The organism is Pseudomonas sp. SIMBA_067 (genome assembly GCF_046534675.1).
Taxonomy (GTDB): Bacteria; Pseudomonadota; Gammaproteobacteria; order Pseudomonadales; family Pseudomonadaceae; genus Aquipseudomonas; species Aquipseudomonas putida.
Genome location: NZ_JAWRYH010000002.1, coordinates 171510 through 189645, shown reverse-complemented (window position 1 = coordinate 189645; position 18136 = coordinate 171510). Strand labels below are relative to the sequence as shown.

The window sequence follows — 18136 nt, the reverse complement described above, 5'->3', positions numbered from 1 at the left end:
GCGCAAATTCGGATCAGAAAGTCTTGATGAAACGTTTAATGTGAACCAGATTGGGGAGCAAATCGGGGCACTGTACTCAATCTTGCACCAAGATAGAGCATAGCGTGGGCGGCGAGGGTTCTGCGTGGGGCGCAAACGAAAACGGCCTCCCGAAGGAGGCCGTCGTGATCATTTCACCGGCGCGAGGCGCCGATCAGATCAGCAGCTGTAGTACAGCTCATATTCCAGCGGGTGCACGAAGGTACGGACCTTGATCTCTTCTTCCGACTTCAGCTCGATGAAAGCATCGATGAAGTCATCGGAGAACACGCCGCCCTTGGTCAGGAACGCACGGCCTTTGTCCAGCTCTTCCAGGGCTTCTTTCAGGCTGCCGCACACTTGCGGAATGTCCTTGGCCTCTTCTGGTGGCAGGTCGTACAGGTTCTTGTCGGCAGCATCGCCTGGGTGGATCTTGTTCTGAATGCCGTCCAGGCCAGCCATCAGCAGGGCCGCGAAGGCCAGGTACGGGTTGGCCGATGGGTCCGGGAAGCGTGCTTCGATACGGCGGGCTTTCGGGCTGCCGACGTAAGGAATACGGATCGAGGCGGAACGGTTGCGAGCCGAGTAGGCCAGCATTACCGGGGCTTCGAAGCCTGGGACCAGACGCTTGTAGGAGTTGGTCGACGGGTTGGTGAAGCCGTTCAGGGCCTTACCGTGCTTGATGATACCGCCGATGAAGTACAGGGCGGTGTCGGACAGGCCGGCATAACCTTCACCCGAGAAGGTGTTCTTGCCGTCTTTCCAGATCGACATGTGCACGTGCATGCCCGAGCCGTTGTCGCCGTACAGTGGCTTCGGCATGAAGGTAGCGGTACGGCCGTAAGCGTCGGCAACGTTGTGCACGACGTATTTCAGGGCCTGTACTTCGTCAGCTTTCTTCACCAGGGTGTTGAACTTGACGCCGATTTCGTTCTGGCCGGCAGTCGCCACTTCGTGGTGGTGAACTTCAACGGTCTGGCCCATTTCTTCCAGCGCGTTGCACATGGCAGTACGGATTTCGTGGTCGTGGTCGAACGGCGGAACCGGGAAGTAGCCGCCTTTCACGCCTGGACGGTGGCCTTTGTTGCCGCCTTCCACGTCAGCGCCGGTCATCCACGAGCCTTGCTCGGAGAAGATCTTGAACATCGAACCGGAGATGTCCGAGTGGAACTTCACTTCGTCGAAGATGAAGAACTCTGGCTCCGGGCCTGCGAATACGGTGTCACCGATGCCGGTGCTCTTCAGGTACTCTTCGGCGCGCTTGGCGATCGCACGTGGGTCGCGATCGTAGCCCTGCATGCTCGACGGGTCGACGATGTCGCAGGTGATGATCAGGGTAGGTTCTTCGGTGAACGGGTCCAGGACGGCAGTGTCGTCAACCGGCATCAGGATCATGTCGGAAGCTTCGATGCCTTTCCAGCCAGCAATGGAGGAACCGTCGAACATCTTGCCGACTTCGAAGAAGTCTTCGTCCAGCGCATCACGCGACGGCATGGTCACGTGGTGCTGAATGCCTTTGGTGTCCGTGAAACGCAGATCAATCCACTTGACGTCATGATCTTTGATGAGTTGAACCGACTTCGACATGTTGTCCTCCGGAGGGTCTAGAGCGCGGTGGGCCGCTGCCCTGGAAAAAGGGTGTTGCCGGGCGCGGATAGTCGGCCAAGCTTACCTGCCTCACAAGGGAGCAAATTGCATGCCAGTGCCCGAAAATGGCGAGGGTGGGATAAAAGCAGGCGTTTGCGGGCATTTGGCGGCGGGTTGGCGGGGAAAAGTGCACCCTTACGATGCGGTTTTTGGTGGGTGCGCACTATTATGGTGCGCCTGGTGAGTCTTGTGCCTTTTTCGAGGGCCTCTTCGCGGGTAAACCCGCTCCCACAGGGACCCCGCGGATTTCGAGGACTGTCCAAACCCCTTTAGGAGCGGGTTTACCCGCGAAAGGGCCGGAACAGGCGCCACAAAACCCCAGTCTTGCATTTATCTCAAAGCTTCTGATCAAAAGTTGGTCAAATCCTGAGCAGTTTCCGCTATAATTCGCGCCCCACATTTTCGGCAGGCCCTGCGCGCGCTGTTAACCAATGAAACTTATCGTCAAAGTCTTCCCAGAAATCACCATCAAGAGCCGGCCGGTGCGCAAGCGCTTCATCCGCCAGCTCGCCAAGAACATCCGCAACGTGCTCAAGGACCTCGATCCTGAGCTCGCGGTCGATGGTGTCTGGGACAATCTCGAAGTGGTCACCCGCATCGAGGACGAAAAGGTCCAGCGCGAGATCATCGAGCGCCTCACCTGCACACCGGGTATCACCCACTTCCTGCAGGTTGAGGAATACCCGCTGGGTGACTTCGACGACATCGTTGCCAAGTGCAAGCACCACTTCGGCCACCTGCTGGCCGGCAAGCACTTCGCCGTGCGCTGCAAGCGCGGTGGCCACCATGACTTCACCTCGATGGACGTCGACCGTTACGTCGGCAGCCAGCTGCGCCAGCAGTGTGGCGCCGCCGGCATCGAGCTGAAGAAGCCTGAAGTGCTGGTGCGCATCGAAATCCGCAACCAGCGCCTGTACGTGATCCACAACCAGCACCAGGGCATCGGCGGCTACCCGCTGGGCGCCCTGGAGCAGACCCTGGTGCTGATGTCCGGTGGCTTCGACTCCACCGTGGCGGCCTACCAGATGATGCGCCGTGGCCTGATGACCCACTTCTGCTTCTTCAACCTCGGCGGCCGTGCCCACGAGCTGGGCGTGATGGAAGTGGCCCACTACCTGTGGAAGAAGTACGGCAGCAGCCAGCGCGTGCTGTTCATCAGTGTGCCGTTCGAAGAAGTGGTCGGCGAGATCCTCAACAAGGTCGACAACAGCTACATGGGCGTGACCCTCAAGCGCATGATGCTGCGCGGTGCCGCGCACATGGCTGACCGCCTGGAGATCGACGCCCTGGTAACTGGCGAAGCCATTTCCCAGGTGTCCAGCCAGACTCTGCCGAATCTGTCGATCATCGACTCGGCCACCGACAAGCTGGTGCTGCGCCCTTTGCTGGCCAGCCACAAGCAGGACATCATCGACCAGGCCAACGAAATCGGCACCGCCGACTTCGCCAAGCACATGCCAGAATACTGCGGCGTGATTTCTGTAAACCCGACCACTCACGCCAAGCGCCACCGCATGGAGCATGAAGAAAAGCAGTTCGACATGGCCGTGCTGGAGCGCGCCCTGGAGCGCGCCAAGCTGATCTCCATCGACCATGTGATCGACGAGCTGGGCAAGGATATCGAAATCGAGGAAGTGACCGAGGCACTGTCGGGCCAGATCGTCATCGACATTCGTCACCCCGATGCCCAGGAAGACGAACCCCTGGTGCTGGACGGTATCGAAGTCCAGACCATGTCGTTTTATGCCATCAACAGCAAGTTCAAGCATCTGGATCCGACGCGCCAGTACTTGCTGTATTGCGACAAGGGTGTGATGAGCCGTTTGCACGCACACCATCTGCTCAGTGAGGGACATGCCAATGTGCGTGTTTATCGTCCGACATAAGACGCCGGGGCTGTTTGGCGGCAGTATCCGCCATCGCCCTCCCGACCGCCGGGCCCGCTGAGCCTTAAACAGTACATATTGGCCGCCTACACTGGCGGCAACCGAATCCTCTGATCGAGATACACTTGTGATCGAAAATCTGCGTAACATCGCCATCATCGCCCACGTTGACCATGGTAAAACCACCCTGGTCGACAAACTCCTGCGTCAGTCCGGCACTCTGGAGCGTAACGAGCTCAACGACGAGCGCGTCATGGACTCCAACGACCAGGAAAAAGAGCGCGGTATTACCATTCTGGCGAAAAACACCGCCATCAACTGGAACGGCTACCACATCAACATCGTCGACACCCCCGGCCACGCCGACTTCGGTGGCGAGGTTGAGCGTGTAATGTCGATGGTCGACTCCGTGCTGCTGCTGGTCGACGCTCAAGACGGCCCTATGCCGCAAACCCGCTTCGTGACCAAGAAGGCCTTCGAAGCCGGCCTGAAGCCAATCGTCGTGATCAACAAGGTTGACCGTCCGGGTGCGCGTCCTGACTGGGTTCTGGACCAGATCTTCGACCTGTTCGACAACCTCGGCGCTACCGACGAGCAGCTGGACTTCAAAGTGGTCTACGCCTCGGCCCTGAACGGCATTGCCGGTCTGGACCACACCGAAATGGGCGAAGACATGACTGCCCTGTATCAGGCTGTCATCGACCACGTTCCAGCGCCAGCTGTTGACCGTGACGGCCCGTTCCAGATGCAGATCTCCGCACTGGACTACAACAGCTTCCTGGGTGTTATCGGCGTTGGCCGTATTGCCCGTGGTCGCATCAAGCCGAACACCCCGGTTGTTGCCATCGACGCTGACGGCAAGAAGCGTAACGGCCGTATCCTCAAGCTGATGGGCCACCACGGTCTGCACCGCGTTGACGTTGAAGAAGCCCAGGCTGGCGACATCGTCTGCATCAGCGGTTTCGACGAGCTGTTCATCTCCGACACCCTGTGCGACCCGACTGCCGTTGAGGCGATGAAGCCGCTGACCGTTGACGAGCCAACCGTTTCGATGACCTTCCAGGTCAACGACTCGCCGTTCTGCGGCAAGGAAGGCAAGTTCGTCACCAGCCGTAACATCAAGGACCGTCTGGACAAAGAGCTGCTGTACAACGTTGCCCTGCGCGTTGAAGAAACCGATTCCCCGGACAAGTTCAAGGTCTCGGGCCGTGGCGAGCTGCACCTGTCGGTACTGATCGAAACCATGCGTCGCGAAGGCTTCGAGCTGGCCCTGGGCCGCCCGGAAGTAATCATTCGTGAAGTAGACGGCGTCAAGCAAGAGCCGTTCGAAAACGTCACCATCGACATCCCTGAAGAAGCACAGGGCAAGGTGATGGAAGAAATGGGTCTGCGTAAAGGCGACCTGACCAACATGGTCCCGGATGGCAAGGGCCGTGTACGCCTGGAATACAACATCCCGGCGCGTGGTCTGATCGGTTTCCGTAACCAGTTCCTGACCCTGACCAACGGTGCAGGCATCCTGACTTCGATCTTCGACCGCTACGACGCGGTGAAGTCCGGTCACATGTCCGGCCGTCAGAACGGCGTACTGGTTTCGGTCGAAACCGGCAAGGCGCTGACCTACTCGCTGGAAACCCTGCAGGCGCGTGGCAAGCTGTTTGTCGAGCACGGTCAAGAGATCTACAACGGTCAGATCATCGGCCAGAACAGCCGCGACAACGACCTGGGCGTCAACCCTACCAAGGGCAAGAAGCTCGACAACATGCGTGCTTCGGGTAAAGACGAAGTCATCGCTCTGGTTCCGCCAGTTCGCTTCACCCTGGAACAGGCTCTGGAATACATCCAGGAAGACGAGCTGTGCGAAGTAACGCCGAAGTCCATCCGTCTTCGCAAGAAGATCCTGGACGAAAGCGAGCGTACCCGCGCTGCCAAGAAAGCCAAAAACAGCTGAGTTAGCTTTGGCTGAATGAAAACGCCCCCGGTCGAAAGGCCGGGGGCGTTTTTTTATGCCTTCAGGATTTGTGTTGGCCCCTTCGCGGGCTTGAGGTTGACGATCAGCGCCCGACTACCTTGGGCTTATAGGCGCAATACCCCGGCCGAGGCCCGACCTTGGGGTGGTTGCGGCAGGTGTCCGGGCGCTTGTCATAAATGGTGCACAGCCGGCTCTTACGATCCAGGTACATGCAGTCATCGTTGCTCATCCGGGTCAGGGTGAAGATTCCCGACTTCTGGTTGAAGCGCTCGATGATGCCTTCTTTTTGCAGGCGCTTGGCCACGTTCTTCGGGGGTTCGTCTTTCTCGAACTCGTCTACCACGCCGATACGGATCAGATCCTTGATCTTCACCTCCACTGGCAGGGTGCAGCAGGTCGAATGGCAGCCATGGCACATGTTGCTGGTATAGCGCTGCCAGGTCTCCAGGCGGTCGACTTCGGCCGCGGCGATCAGGGTCGTTTTCATCTTTATAGGGTGGATCACGGTCTTGGGGCGCGCGATGATACCGGAATTGTTCAATTTATGAACAACCTTTTGCCGGATTGGCAAAGTGGGCATGAAAACTGCGAACAGTAACTGTCACTCCCTGTCGAAGGGGCTAGTCTCATCAATCTCCCTCCGCTTTCGTCAACTTGCCAGAGGATGCCGCATGTCCCAGGAACCCGAAGCACGTGACGCCGAGGTGGCCGAATTTCGCGCCGCTGTACTGAACAAGCTGACCTACGCGGTCGGCAAGGACCCGGAGCATGCGTTCGACCACGACTGGTTCGAGGCCATTGCCCTGGCCGCTCGCGATCACATGGTCGACCACTGGATGGACCATACCCGTCTGGCCTACCGCCGTAGCCAGAAGCGGGTCTATTACCTTTCCCTCGAGTTCCTCATCGGGCGTTTGCTGTACGACAGCCTGAGCAACCTTGGGCTGCTGGACATCGCCCGTGATGCGCTGCAAGGGCTGGACGTGGACCTGGAGCGCATCCGCCTGCTTGAGCCCGACGCCGCGCTGGGTAATGGTGGCCTCGGACGGCTGGCGGCGTGCTTCATGGAAAGCATGTCCACCCTGGGTATTGCCGCCCATGGTTACGGTATCCGCTACGAGCATGGGTTGTTCCGTCAGGCCGTGGTCGATGGCTGGCAGCAGGAACAGACCGAAAACTGGCTGGACTTCGGTAACCCTTGGGAGTTCGAGCGTGCCGAGGTGATCTACCCGATCAGCTTCGGCGGTAGTGTCGAAACCGTGAACGACGCCAGTGGTACCCAGCGCCAGGTCTGGTCGCCTGGCGAAACGGTGCGGGCGGTGGCCTACGACACGCCCGTGGTGGGCTGGCGTGGGTCCAGCGTCAATACCTTGCGCCTGTGGCGTGCGCGGGCGCTGGAAGAGCTGCACTTGGAGCGCTTCAATGCCGGTGACCACCTGGGGGCGGTGGCCGAAGTGGCGCGGGCCGAGAGTATTTCCCGCGTGCTGTACCCGGCCGACAGCACCGAGGCCGGGCAGGAACTGCGCCTGCGCCAAGAGTACTTCTTTGTGTCGGCTTCGTTGCAGGATTTGCTGCGCCGGCACCTGAACATGCACAAGGACTTGCTCAACCTGCCCGACGCAGCCGCCATCCAGCTCAACGACACGCACCCGTCGATTGCCGTGGCAGAGCTGATGCGGCTGCTGGTGGACCAGCACGAGGTGCCGTGGGACAAGGCCTGGGAGCTGACCGTTGGCACGCTCGCCTACACCAACCACACCCTGCTGCCCGAAGCCCTGGAAACCTGGCCGGTAGCACTGATGGAGCGCATGCTGCCGCGGCACATGCAAATCATCTACCTGATCAACGCCTACCATATCGACGCATTGCGGGCCAAAGGCATGCACGATTTCGACGTGCTGCGCGCGGTGTCGCTGATCGAGGAAGACAACGGCCGCCGGGTCCGCATGGGTAACCTGGCGTTCCTCGGCTCGCACAGCGTCAACGGCGTATCGGCGCTGCACAGCAAGCTGATGAAGAGCACTGTGTTCTCCGAGCTGCACAAGCTCTACCCGCAACGAATCAACAACAAGACCAACGGCATTACCTTCCGCCGCTGGCTGTACCAGTCCAACCCACTGCTGACCGAGATGCTGGTCGAAGCGCTCGGGCCGGGGCTCAAGGATGACCCTGAAGGGCTTCTGGCTGGCCTTGTGCCATTCGCCGACGAGGCGGGTTTCCGCAAGCAGTTTGCCGCTCAGCGCCTGCACAGCAAGCGCGCCCTGGCCAGCATCATCCAGGACCGCATTGGTGTCACTGTGAACCCCGAGGCGCTGTTCGATGTGCAGGTCAAGCGGATCCACGAGTACAAGCGCCAGTTGCTCAACCTGCTGCACACCGTGGCGCTGTACCAGGCCATACGCAACGACCCCGGCACCAACTGGGTGCCGCGGGTGAAGATCTTCGCCGGCAAGGCTGCGGCCAGTTACCACCAGGCCAAGCTGATCATCAAGCTGGCCAACGACATCGCCCGGGTGGTGAACAACGACCCGACCGTGCGCGGCCTGCTGAAGGTGGTGTTCCTGCCCAACTACAACGTCAGCCTGGCCGAAAGCATCATCCCGGCGGCCGACTTGTCCGAGCAGATTTCCACGGCAGGTTATGAAGCCTCCGGTACCAGCAACATGAAGTTCGGCCTGAACGGTGCGCTGACCATCGGCACCCTGGACGGTGCCAACGTGGAAATGTGCGAGCAGGTGGGCACCGACAACATGTTCATCTTTGGCCTCACTGCGCAGCAGGTCGAGGCGCGCAAGCGTGCCGGTGACTTTGGTGCCAACGCCGCCATAGCCGCTTCCAACCGCTTGAGCGACGTGTTGCAGGCGATTCGCAGCGGTGTGTTCTCGCCAGACGACCCCTCACGCTACACCGGTTTGATCGACGGGCTGGTGGCCTATGACCGCTTCCTGGTGTGTGCCGACTTCGATGCCTACTGGGATGCCCAGCGGCGGGTCGAGGAACTGTGGCACACACCGCAGGAGTGGTGGCGCATGGCGGTGCTGAACACCGCACGGATGGGCTGGTTCTCGTCGGACCGCACCATTCGCGAATATGCCACCGAGATCTGGAGGGCACTCGACTGAGAGGCGAGCGCGGTCTTTGTGGGAGCCGCCTTGTGTCGCGATAGGGCTGCATAGCAGCCCTCGATTCTCGACTATGCGGCTGAAATCCTGGGGCCGCTTGGCGGCCCAATCGCGACACAAGGCCGCTCCCACAAAGCGCGTACAGGCTGCCTGGCCTGGTACGGCTCGAACCGACCACCGGCCTGGCGAAGGCTGAACTAGCGACCTATTGTGCCGTCTGAGAGCCGTGGCGAGTCTGATTGCTCGCTAGCCCGCCACTCTCCCTGTAAACTGCGGGGGTTTTTACTCCCCCAATCCTTTCGGAGCCATACATGTCCCGCGTTACCCTGAGTCGCTATCTGATTGAGCAGACCCGCAGCAACAATACCCCTGCCGATCTGCGCTTCCTGATCGAAGTGGTGGCGCGTGCGTGCAAGGAAATCAGCCATCACGTGTCCAAAGGCGCCCTCGGCGGCGTGCTGGGCAGCATGGGCACTGAAAACGTGCAGGGCGAAGTCCAGAAGAAACTGGACGTGATTTCCAACGATATCCTGCTGGAAGCCAACGAATGGGGCGGCCACCTGGCCGGCATGGCTTCCGAAGAAATGGACAACGCCTACCAGATCCCGGGCAAGTACCCGAAAGGCGCGTACCTGCTGGTCTTCGACCCACTGGACGGTTCGTCGAACATCGACGTCAACGTCTCGGTCGGCACCATCTTCTCGGTGCTGCGTTGCCCTAACCAGTACCTGAGCCAGAATGAAAGCCTGAACGAAGAAGCTTTCCTGCAGCCAGGCACCGAGCAGGTCGCCGCCGGTTACGCCATCTACGGCCCGCAGACCATGCTGATCCTGACCCTGGGCAACGGCGTCAAGGGCTTCACCCTGGACCGTGAACTGGGCAGCTTCGTCCTGACCCACGAAAACATCCAGGTGCCGGCGACCACCGCCGAATTCGCCATCAACATGTCCAACCAGCGTCACTGGGAAGCCCCGGTACAACGCTACGTGGGCGAACTGCTGGCCGGCGAAACCGGCCCGTTGAAAAAGAACTACAACATGCGCTGGATCGCCTCGATGGTGGCCGACGTGCACCGCATCCTGACCCGTGGCGGCCTGTTCATGTACCCACGTGACGCCCGCGAGCCAAGCAAGCCGGGCAAGCTGCGCCTGATGTACGAAGCCAACCCGATGTCGTTCATCATCGAACAGGCAGGCGGCGCCTCTACCAACGGTTACGATCGCATCCTCGACATCAAGCCAGAAAGCCTGCACCAGCGCGTGTCGGTGATCCTTGGCTCGAAGGAAGAGGTAGAGCGCGTCACCGCCTACCACAAGGAGTAAGTCATGCTCGCACCTTGGCAGCCGTTGCTGGAATGGTGGTTCGGTTGGGGCACCAGTGCCCAGGCCGTGGCTGACGAGAAGAGCACGCTGTGGTTCGGCAAGCATCACGATGCCGATGCCCATGCGCTGTTTGGCGACCTGGTCGAGCACGCCCTGGCGGGTGGGCTCGAAGAGTGGCAGCAAAGCCCGCAGGGCTGGCTGGGCCTGCTGATCTTGCTGGACCAGCTGCCGCGCATGATCTACCGCGACACGCCGCGCGCCTTCGAGGGCGACCGGCGTGCCCAGGTGGTGGCCATGCAGGGCCTGCAGAAGGGCTGGGACTACCAGTTGCTGCCGATCCAGCGTGTGTTCGTGCTGCTGGTGCTGGAGCATGCCGAGGTGCTGGACTGGCAGAACCTGTGTGTCGAGCGTTATCAGCTGTTGCTGGACGAGCAGCCCGAAGCTAGCCGGCGGCTGTTCGAAGGCTTCCTGGACTATGCCGAGCAGCACCAGCGGGTGATTGCCCGGTTTGGGCGCTTCCCGCACCGCAACCTGGTGCTGGAGCGGCCGAGCACCAGCGAAGAGATGGACTTTTTGCTGGAGCCTGGCTCCAGATTCTGATGCCCACGGGCCTGCTGCGCAGGCCGTCGCGACGTAAGGCCGCCCCTGAAAGGGGGCGGCCTTTTTATTGGCGCGTGATTAATGCTTTGTGATTAATCGCACAGTAATGGCCATCCGACCAATGGTGTAGGTGCAAAGGGGGTAGGGCAGGGAACCTGGGAGGGATTTTCCCGTCGAAGGTCACTGCAGGCCACTCGCCTGTTTCCCCTCTTCAGGAGTGTCCTTCATGTCGTTGCGTTCCCTCGCCCTGTTGTCGCTGTGCGTCGTCCTGACTGCCTGCAGCAAGATCAACCAGGAAAACTATTCCAAGATCAAGGCCGGTATGAACAAGGCCGAGGTCGAGCAGTTGCTCGGTACGCCGACCGAGTGCTCTGGCGCGCTGGGCATGAGCAGCTGCACCTGGGGGGACGAGAAGAGCTTCATCAGCGTGCAGTACGCGGCTGACAAGGTGCTGATGTATTCAGGGCAGGGCCTCAAATGAGGCGTCTGTACCTGCTGATGGGGGTATGCCTGGCGTTGCTGCTGGGTGGTTGCGCGGGCTCCGTGCACGACCCGCTGGCGCCGAAGACCGCTGGCAACGTCGACCTCAAGCGCTACCAGGGCAAATGGTTCGAACTGGCGCGCTTGCCCATGCGCTACCAGACCGGCTGCGAGCAGTCCGAGGCGCACTACAACCTCAAGCCTGATGGTACGTTTGGTGTGCTCAACCGCTGCCGCACCATGGGTGATGAGTGGCTGCGTGCCGAGGGGCACGCAAGCATCCAGGAGCCCGGGCACACCGATAAACTGTGGGTAGAGTTTGATAACTGGTTTACCAAGCTGGTGCCTGGCGTGGCTCGGGGCGAATACTGGATTCTGTACGTGGACGATCGCTACCGCACGGCAGTGGTCGGCAGCCCGGACCGCAAGTACCTGTGGATACTGTCACGCACGCCGACGCTGCCGGCTTGGGAGCGCGAGCACTTGCTGGCCAAGGCACGCCAGCAGGGGTATGACACCAGCCGGCTGATCTGGCGGGCGTCCGATCAGCAAATCGTTAAAATGCACTGATTTTTGGGGCCGCTTTGCGGCCCTTTCGCGGCACAAGGCCGCTCCTACAGGGGAACGCGTATCCCTGTAGGAGCGGCCTTGTGCCGCGAAAGGGCTGCAAAGCAGCCCCAATACGCTCAGCCCAAGAGCTGCCGCAGCACCCCGGCAAACGCCCCCGCACTTTCCTCTTCCTGCGCATGCCGCCCCTGGCGCACCACCCATTGCCCGTTCACCATCACATCGCGCACCTGGCGATCCCCGCCAGCAAACAGCCAGCGGTTGAGAATGGCATCGCCATCCGCCAGGGCGATGTAGGGGTCTTGTCCATCCAGTACCAGCCAGTCGGCGCGCTTGCCCACGGCCAGTTCCCCGACCGCTTGCCCCAGTGCCTGTGCACCGCCCGCGAGCGCGGCGTCGTACAGCGTGCGCCCGACCATCGGCTGATCCCCACGGTACAAGCGGTTGCGTCGCTGGTCACGCAGCCGCTGGCCATATTCCAGCCAGCGCAGTTCTTCCACCACGCTCAGCGACACATGGCTGTCCGAACCAATGCCCATACGCCCGCCCTGGGCCAGGAAGTCCACCGCCGGGAAAATCCCGTCGCCCAGGTTGGCCTCGGTGGTCAGGCACAACCCCGCCACCGCACCACTGCGGGCCATGGCGGTGACTTCATCCGGCTCGGCATGGGTGGCATGCACCAGGCACCAGCGGCGGTCCACATCCACATGCTCGTACAACCACTGCAGCGGGCGCAGGCCGCTCCAGGCCAGGCAGTCGTCCACTTCCTTCTGCTGCTCGGCGATATGGATATGCACCGGGCATTGCTTGTCGCTGGCCGCCAGCACTTCGGCAATCTGCCCCGGCGTCACCGCACGCAGCGAGTGGAAGCACAGGCCCAGTTGCTGCGTGGGTTGCGCGGCCAGTAGCGGGGCCAGTTGCGTTTGCAGTTGCAGGTACTGTTCGGTGGAGTTGATGAAGCGCCGCTGCCCGTCGTTCGGTGCCTGCCCGCCAAACCCGGCGTAGCTGTACAACACCGGCAACAAGGTCAGGCCAATGCCACTGTCGGCAGCGGCCGCGCTGATGCGGCGGGACAGCTCGGCCGGGTCGGCGTAGGCCTTGCCTGCCTGGTCGTGATGCACGTAATGGAATTCGGCCACCGAGGTGTAGCCAGCCTTGAGCATTTCGATATACAGCTGGCGGGCGATGACCTGCAGCTGCTCCGGGGTGATCTGCCCGACCAGGCGGTACATCAGGTCGCGCCAGGTCCAGAAGCTGTCGTTGGGGTTGCCGGCGACTTCCGCCAAACCCGCCATGGCGCGCTGGAAGGCATGCGAGTGCAGGTTGGGCATGCCGGGCAGCAATGGGCCGGCCAGGCGCTCGGCGCCTTCGGCAGAAGCGCCCGGCTCGATGCGGGTCACATGGCCATCGCTGGCGACCTCGATACGGACATGGCTGGCCCAGCCCGTAGGCAACAGAGCGCGTTCGGCGAAGTAGGCGGACATCGGTCAAATCCTGTTATTGTTAACTTGTATATACATATACAGGTGTTTGCCTGCCGGGTAAACTGCGGCAAGCTACCGCTCATTCCCTATGCACAAGGATCCAACGCCGTGCCGACACCTCCTGTCTCCGCGCTGGTTGCCCAGATGGGCGAGGGCCCGGCGCCGCTGTACGCCCGGGTCAAACAGATGATCATCCAGCAGATCGACAACGGCAGCTGGCCGCCGCATCACCGGGTCCCCTCGGAGAGCGAACTGGTCAGCGAGCTGGGCTTCAGCCGCATGACCATCAACCGTGCCCTGCGCGAACTCACGGCCGACGGCCTGCTGGTGCGCATGCAAGGGGTCGGCACGTTCGTAGCCGAGCCAAAGGGCCGTTCGGCGTTGTTCGAAGTCAACAACATTGCCGATGAAATTGCCGCACGCGGCCATCAGCATAGCTGCCAGGTGATCACGCTCACCGAGGAAGCAGCCGGTTCCGAACGGGCCCTGGCCCTGGACATGCGTGAAGGCCAGCGGGTGTTCCACTCGCTGATCGTGCATTTCGAGAACGGCGTGCCGGTGCAGATCGAGGACCGCTACGTCAACGCCGCTATCGCACCCGACTACCTCAAGCAGGATTTCACCCGGCAGACGCCATATGCCTACCTGTCCCAGGTAGCACCGCTGACCGAGGGTGAGCACGTGGTCGAAGCCATCCTGGCCGAGCCGGAAGAATGCCGCCTGCTGCAGATCGAGCGGGGCGAACCTTGCCTGCTGATCCGCCGTCGTACCTGGTCCGGCCGCCAGCCGGTAACCGCGGCGCGGCTGATCCACCCCGGTTCCCGTCATCGCCTGGAAGGACGTTTCAGCAAATGAGCCAGCTGCAGTTGTTGCGCGCACAGGATTACCCGCGCATGCCGTGGAAGAACGGTGGCGGTTTCACCGAAGAGATCACCCGCGACAGTGGAGAGGGCCTGGACGGCTTTGGCTGGCGCCTGTCGATTGCCGATATCGAAGAGTCTGGCGGCTTTTCCACCTTCGCCGGTTACCAGCGGATCATCACCGTGCTGCAGGGCGATGGCATGCGCCTGTTGGTCGATGGCCAGCCCAGCCGGCCGTTGCTGCCGTTCGATGCCTTTGCCTTCAGCGGCGAAAGCCAGGTCAGCTGCAAGCTGCTGGGTGGGGCGATCCGCGATTTCAACCTGATCTATGCGCCGCAGCGATACCGGGCCCGGTTGCAGTGGTTCGATGGCACGAGCCGTTTGTACAGCTCGGCGTCGACGGTGCTGTTGTTTGCTGCCAGCAGCCACGTGGAAGTGACCATGGCGGGGCGTGAGGTGCAGCGGTTGGGGTTGTATGACTGCCTGCGGCTGGAGGGCAACGATGAGTTGCTTGGGCTGGAGGTTCAGGGGCGATTCTGCCTGATCGAACTCGTTTCACGTTGATGGGGCCGGCGATAGGTTTTCATCGCCTGTGAGATCGACCGCCGCGCGGGCGGCGCTCGATCTATGCGCCGCCACAAAACTCAAGCCAGGAACGGCAAGGTCCAATTATTTTGGTTGTCCATGCTTGTACATACAAGTAAAGGTGTGTTTGTATATTGACCACGACATACCCGCCCGCGGACGACCGCAGAGGACCTTTCCCGTGACCGACAACAACAAATACCGTGACGTTGAAATCCGTGCCCCACGTGGCAACAAGCTGACCGCCAAAAGCTGGCTGACCGAAGCGCCACTGCGCATGCTGATGAACAACCTCGACCCACAGGTTGCGGAAAACCCGAAAGAACTGGTGGTGTATGGCGGTATCGGCCGCGCCGCCCGCAACTGGGAATGCTACGACAAGATCGTCGAAACCCTGACCCGCCTGGAAGACGACGAAACCCTGCTGGTGCAGTCGGGCAAGCCGGTCGGCGTGTTCAAGACCCACAGCAACGCCCCGCGCGTGCTGATCGCCAACTCCAACCTGGTGCCACACTGGGCCAACTGGGAGCACTTCAACGAACTGGACGCCAAGGGCCTGGCCATGTACGGCCAGATGACCGCCGGCAGCTGGATCTACATCGGCAGCCAGGGCATCGTCCAGGGCACTTATGAAACCTTCGTCGAAGCCGGTCGCCAGCACTACGGCGGCAGCCTGAAAGGCAAGTGGGTACTCACCGCAGGCCTCGGCGGCATGGGCGGCGCCCAGCCACTGGCTGCTACCCTGGCTGGCGCCTGCTCCCTGAACATCGAATGCCAGCAGAGCCGCATCGACTTCCGTCTGGAAACCCGCTACGTCGACGAGCAGGCTACCGACCTCGACGACGCGCTGGTGCGCATCGCCAAATACACCGCCGAAGGCAAGGCTATCTCCATCGCCCTGCATGGCAACGCTGCCGAGATCCTGCCAGAGCTGGTCAAGCGTGGCGTGCGCCCGGACATGGTCACCGACCAGACCAGCGCCCACGACCCGCTCAACGGCTACCTGCCTGCCGGCTGGACCTGGGAGCAGTACCGCGACCGCGCGCAGACCGAACCGGCTGCAGTGGTCAAGGCCGCCAAGCAGTCGATGGCCGTGCACGTGCAGGCCATGCTGGACTTCCAGAAGCAGGGCGTCCCGACCTTCGACTATGGCAACAACATCCGCCAGATGGCCAAGGAAGAGGGCGTGGCCAATGCCTTCGACTTCCCGGGCTTCGTCCCTGCCTATATCCGTCCGCTGTTCTGCCGCGGCGTAGGCCCGTTCCGCTGGGCGGCGCTGTCTGGCGAGGCCGAGGACATCTACAAGACCGACGCCAAGGTCAAGGAACTGATCCCCGACGACGCCCACCTGCACCGCTGGCTGGACATGGCCCGCGAGCGCATCAGCTTCCAGGGCCTGCCGGCACGTATCTGCTGGGTTGGCCTGGGCCTGCGCGCCAAGCTGGGCCTGGCCTTCAACGAAATGGTCCGCAGCGGCGAGCTGTCGGCACCGGTCGTGATCGGCCGTGACCACCTGGACTCGGGTTCGGTCTCCAGCCCCAACCGCGAAACCGAAGCCATGCGTGATGGCTCGGACGCTGTGTCCGACTGGCCGCTGCTCAACGCCCTGCTGAACACCGCAGGCGGCGCTACCTGGGTGTCGTTGCACCATGGTGGTGGCGTGGGCATGGGCTTCTCGCAGCACTCGGGCATGGTCATCGTCTGCGACGGCACCGATGAAGCCGCCGAGCGCATCGCCCGCGTACTGACCAACGACCCAGGGACTGGTGTCATGCGCCACGCCGATGCCGGTTATGACATCGCCATCGACTGCGCCAAGGAGCAGGGCCTGGACCTGCCGATGATCACTGGCTGATTGCCACGCTTTGGATCGCACCCCGCCAGGGGTGATACTGAACAACAAGAAGGAGCGCGCAGGCACCCACGAACGGGCCTGCGGCTCCACGCGATTTGGAGTAGTAACGTGACCGAACTCACCCTCAAGCCCGGCACCCTGACCCTGGCCCAGCTGCGCGCGATCTACGCCGCGCCCGTGCGCCTGCAACTGGATGCCAGCGCCGCGCCGGCCATCGACGCCAGCGTCGCCTGTGTCGAGCAGATCATTGCCGAAGACCGCACTGCCTACGGCATCAACACCGGTTTCGGCCTGCTGGCCTCGACCCGCATCGCCAGCCACGACCTGGAAAACCTGCAGCGCTCGCTGGTGCTGTCCCACGCCGCGGGCATTGGCGCGCCGCTGGATGACGACCTGGTGCGGTTGATCATGGTGCTGAAAATCAACAGCCTCAGCCGTGGCTTCTCCGGCATTCGCCGCAAAGTCATCGATGCGCTGATCGCCCTGGTCAACGCCGAAGTCTACCCGCACATCCCGCTGAAAGGCTCGGTGGGTGCTTCCGGCGACCTGGCGCCGCTGGCGCACATGTCGCTGGTGCTGCTGGGCGAAGGCAAAGCCCGCTACAAGGGTCAGTGGCTGTCGGCCACCGAAGCCCTGGCGGTTGCCGGCCTCGAACCGCTGACCCTGGCTGCCAAAGAGGGCCTGGCCCTGCTCAATGGCACCCAGGCGTCCACCGCCTATGCCCTGCGTGGCCTGTTCTATGCCGAAGACTTGTACGCTGCGGCTATCGCCTGCGGCGGCCTGAGCGTCGAAGCCGTACTGGGCTCGCGTTCGCCGTTCGATGCGCGTATTCACGAAGCGCGTGGCCAGCGCGGCCAGATCGACACTGCCGCGTGCTTCCGCGACCTGCTGGGCGATTCCAGCGAAGTGTCGCTGTCGCACAAGAACTGCGACAAGGTCCAGGACCCGTACTCGCTGCGCTGCCAGCCGCAGGTCATGGGCGCGTGCCTGACCCAGCTGCGCCAGGCTGCCGAGGTGCTGGGCATCGAAGCCAACGCCGTGTCGGACAACCCGCTGGTGTTCGCTGCCGAGGGTGACGTGATTTCCGGTGGCAACTTCCACGCAGAGCCGGTGGCCATGGCCGCCGACAACCTGGCCCTGGCCATCGCCGAAATCGGTTCGCTCAGCGAGCGCCGCATCTCGCTGATGATGGACAAGCACATGTCCCAGCTGCCGCCGTTCCTGGTGGAAAACGGTGGGGTGAACTCCGGCTTCATGATCGCCCAGGTCACCGCTGCCGCCCTGGCCAGCGAGAACAAGGCCCTGTCGCACCCGCACAGTGTCGACAGCCTGCCGACCTCGGCCAACCAGGAAGACCACGTGTCGATGGCCCCGGCTGCCGGCAAGCGCCTGTGGGAAATGGCCGAAAACACCCGTGGCGTGCTGGCCATCGAATGGCTGGGCGCATGCCAGGGCCTGGACCTGCGCAAAGGCCTGAAGACTTCGGCCAAGCTGGAGAAAGCACGCCAGGCGCTGCGCAGCGAAGTGGCGCACTACGACCGTGACCGTTTCTTCGCGCCGGACATCGAAAAGGCTGTGGAACTGTTGGCCAAGGGTAGTTTGACCGGTTTGCTGCCGGCAGGTGTGCTGCCAAGCCTGTAATGCCCCCTGGGGCCGCTGTGCGGCCCATTCGCAGCACAAGGCTGCTCCTGCAAAAGCGACGCGCTCCCTTGTAGGAGCAGCCTTGTGCTGCGAAAGG

Annotated in this window: 14 protein-coding genes; 11 read left to right on the top strand and 3 right to left on the bottom strand. The window is 62.0% G+C overall.

Annotation, left to right across the window (positions count from 1 at the left end; all coding sequences use genetic code 11):
• Positions 1–198 precede the first annotated feature (198 nt).
• Positions 199–1605, bottom strand: a complete 1407-nt coding sequence (glnA, locus tag SB765_RS06145; protein WP_016489592.1) for a type I glutamate--ammonia ligase — start codon at positions 1603–1605, stop codon at positions 199–201.
• Positions 1606–2096: 491 nt separating this feature from the next.
• Between glnA and thiI the strand changes: the two genes are divergently transcribed.
• Both thiI and typA read left to right on the top strand, forming a co-directional pair.
• On the top strand, positions 2097–3551 hold the full coding sequence (gene thiI, locus SB765_RS06140) for a tRNA uracil 4-sulfurtransferase ThiI (protein ID WP_410931083.1): 1455 nt from the start codon (positions 2097–2099) through the stop codon (positions 3549–3551).
• A 127-nt stretch (positions 3552–3678) separates the two neighbouring features.
• Positions 3679–5502, top strand: a complete 1824-nt coding sequence (gene typA / locus SB765_RS06135; protein WP_016502013.1) for a translational GTPase TypA — start codon at positions 3679–3681, stop codon at positions 5500–5502.
• A gap of 103 nt (positions 5503–5605) precedes the next feature.
• Here the strand turns inward: typA and SB765_RS06130 are convergent, their stop codons facing one another.
• A complete protein-coding gene (locus tag SB765_RS06130) occupies positions 5606–6010 on the bottom strand; it encodes a YkgJ family cysteine cluster protein (RefSeq protein ID WP_003249225.1) in 405 nt (134 codons plus the stop codon).
• Between the two features lie 184 nt (positions 6011–6194).
• Here SB765_RS06130 and SB765_RS06125 point away from each other — a divergent pair, with 184 nt between their 5' ends.
• The 5 genes from SB765_RS06125 (at position 6195) to SB765_RS06105 (ending at position 11617) form a co-directional block, all read left to right on the top strand.
• Positions 6195–8645 (top strand): glycogen/starch/alpha-glucan phosphorylase, encoded by a 2451-nt coding sequence (locus SB765_RS06125; protein WP_410931082.1) that lies wholly within the window; start codon positions 6195–6197, stop codon positions 8643–8645.
• Positions 8646–8956: 311 nt separating this feature from the next.
• The gene (locus tag SB765_RS06120; RefSeq protein WP_012274595.1) at positions 8957–9967 is read left to right on the top strand and encodes a class 1 fructose-bisphosphatase; all 1011 of its coding nucleotides are present in this window, start codon (positions 8957–8959) and stop codon (positions 9965–9967) included.
• Between the two features lie 3 nt (positions 9968–9970).
• Positions 9971–10567, top strand: coding sequence for a DUF924 family protein (locus tag SB765_RS06115; RefSeq protein WP_019472569.1), 597 nt, complete (start codon positions 9971–9973; stop codon positions 10565–10567).
• Between the two features lie 226 nt (positions 10568–10793).
• On the top strand, positions 10794–11048 hold the full coding sequence (bamE, locus tag SB765_RS06110; RefSeq protein ID WP_003249234.1) for an outer membrane protein assembly factor BamE: 255 nt from the start codon (positions 10794–10796) through the stop codon (positions 11046–11048).
• A complete protein-coding gene (locus SB765_RS06105) occupies positions 11045–11617 on the top strand; it encodes a lipocalin family protein (protein ID WP_016489586.1) in 573 nt (190 codons plus the stop codon). Before bamE ends, SB765_RS06105 begins: the two co-directional genes overlap by 4 nt.
• Before the next feature lie 116 nt (positions 11618–11733).
• Here SB765_RS06105 and SB765_RS06100 read toward each other — a convergent pair whose 3' ends face one another.
• On the bottom strand, positions 11734–13098 hold the full coding sequence (locus SB765_RS06100) for a formimidoylglutamate deiminase (protein ID WP_410931081.1): 1365 nt from the start codon (positions 13096–13098) through the stop codon (positions 11734–11736).
• 144 nt (positions 13099–13242) lie between these two features.
• Between SB765_RS06100 and hutC the strand changes: the two genes are divergently transcribed.
• The 4 genes from hutC (at position 13243) to hutH (ending at position 18039) form a co-directional block, all read left to right on the top strand.
• Positions 13243–13953, top strand: coding sequence for a histidine utilization repressor (gene hutC, locus SB765_RS06095; protein ID WP_341798931.1), 711 nt, complete (start codon positions 13243–13245; stop codon positions 13951–13953).
• The gene (locus tag SB765_RS06090; RefSeq protein WP_341796981.1) at positions 13950–14522 is read left to right on the top strand and encodes a HutD family protein; all 573 of its coding nucleotides are present in this window, start codon (positions 13950–13952) and stop codon (positions 14520–14522) included. Before hutC ends, SB765_RS06090 begins: the two co-directional genes overlap by 4 nt.
• 202 nt (positions 14523–14724) lie before the next feature.
• Positions 14725–16398, top strand: coding sequence for a urocanate hydratase (gene hutU, locus SB765_RS06085; protein ID WP_016502006.1), 1674 nt, complete (start codon positions 14725–14727; stop codon positions 16396–16398).
• Between the two features lie 108 nt (positions 16399–16506).
• On the top strand, positions 16507–18039 hold the full coding sequence (gene hutH, locus SB765_RS06080) for a histidine ammonia-lyase (RefSeq protein WP_086978649.1): 1533 nt from the start codon (positions 16507–16509) through the stop codon (positions 18037–18039).
• Positions 18040–18136 lie beyond the last annotated feature (97 nt).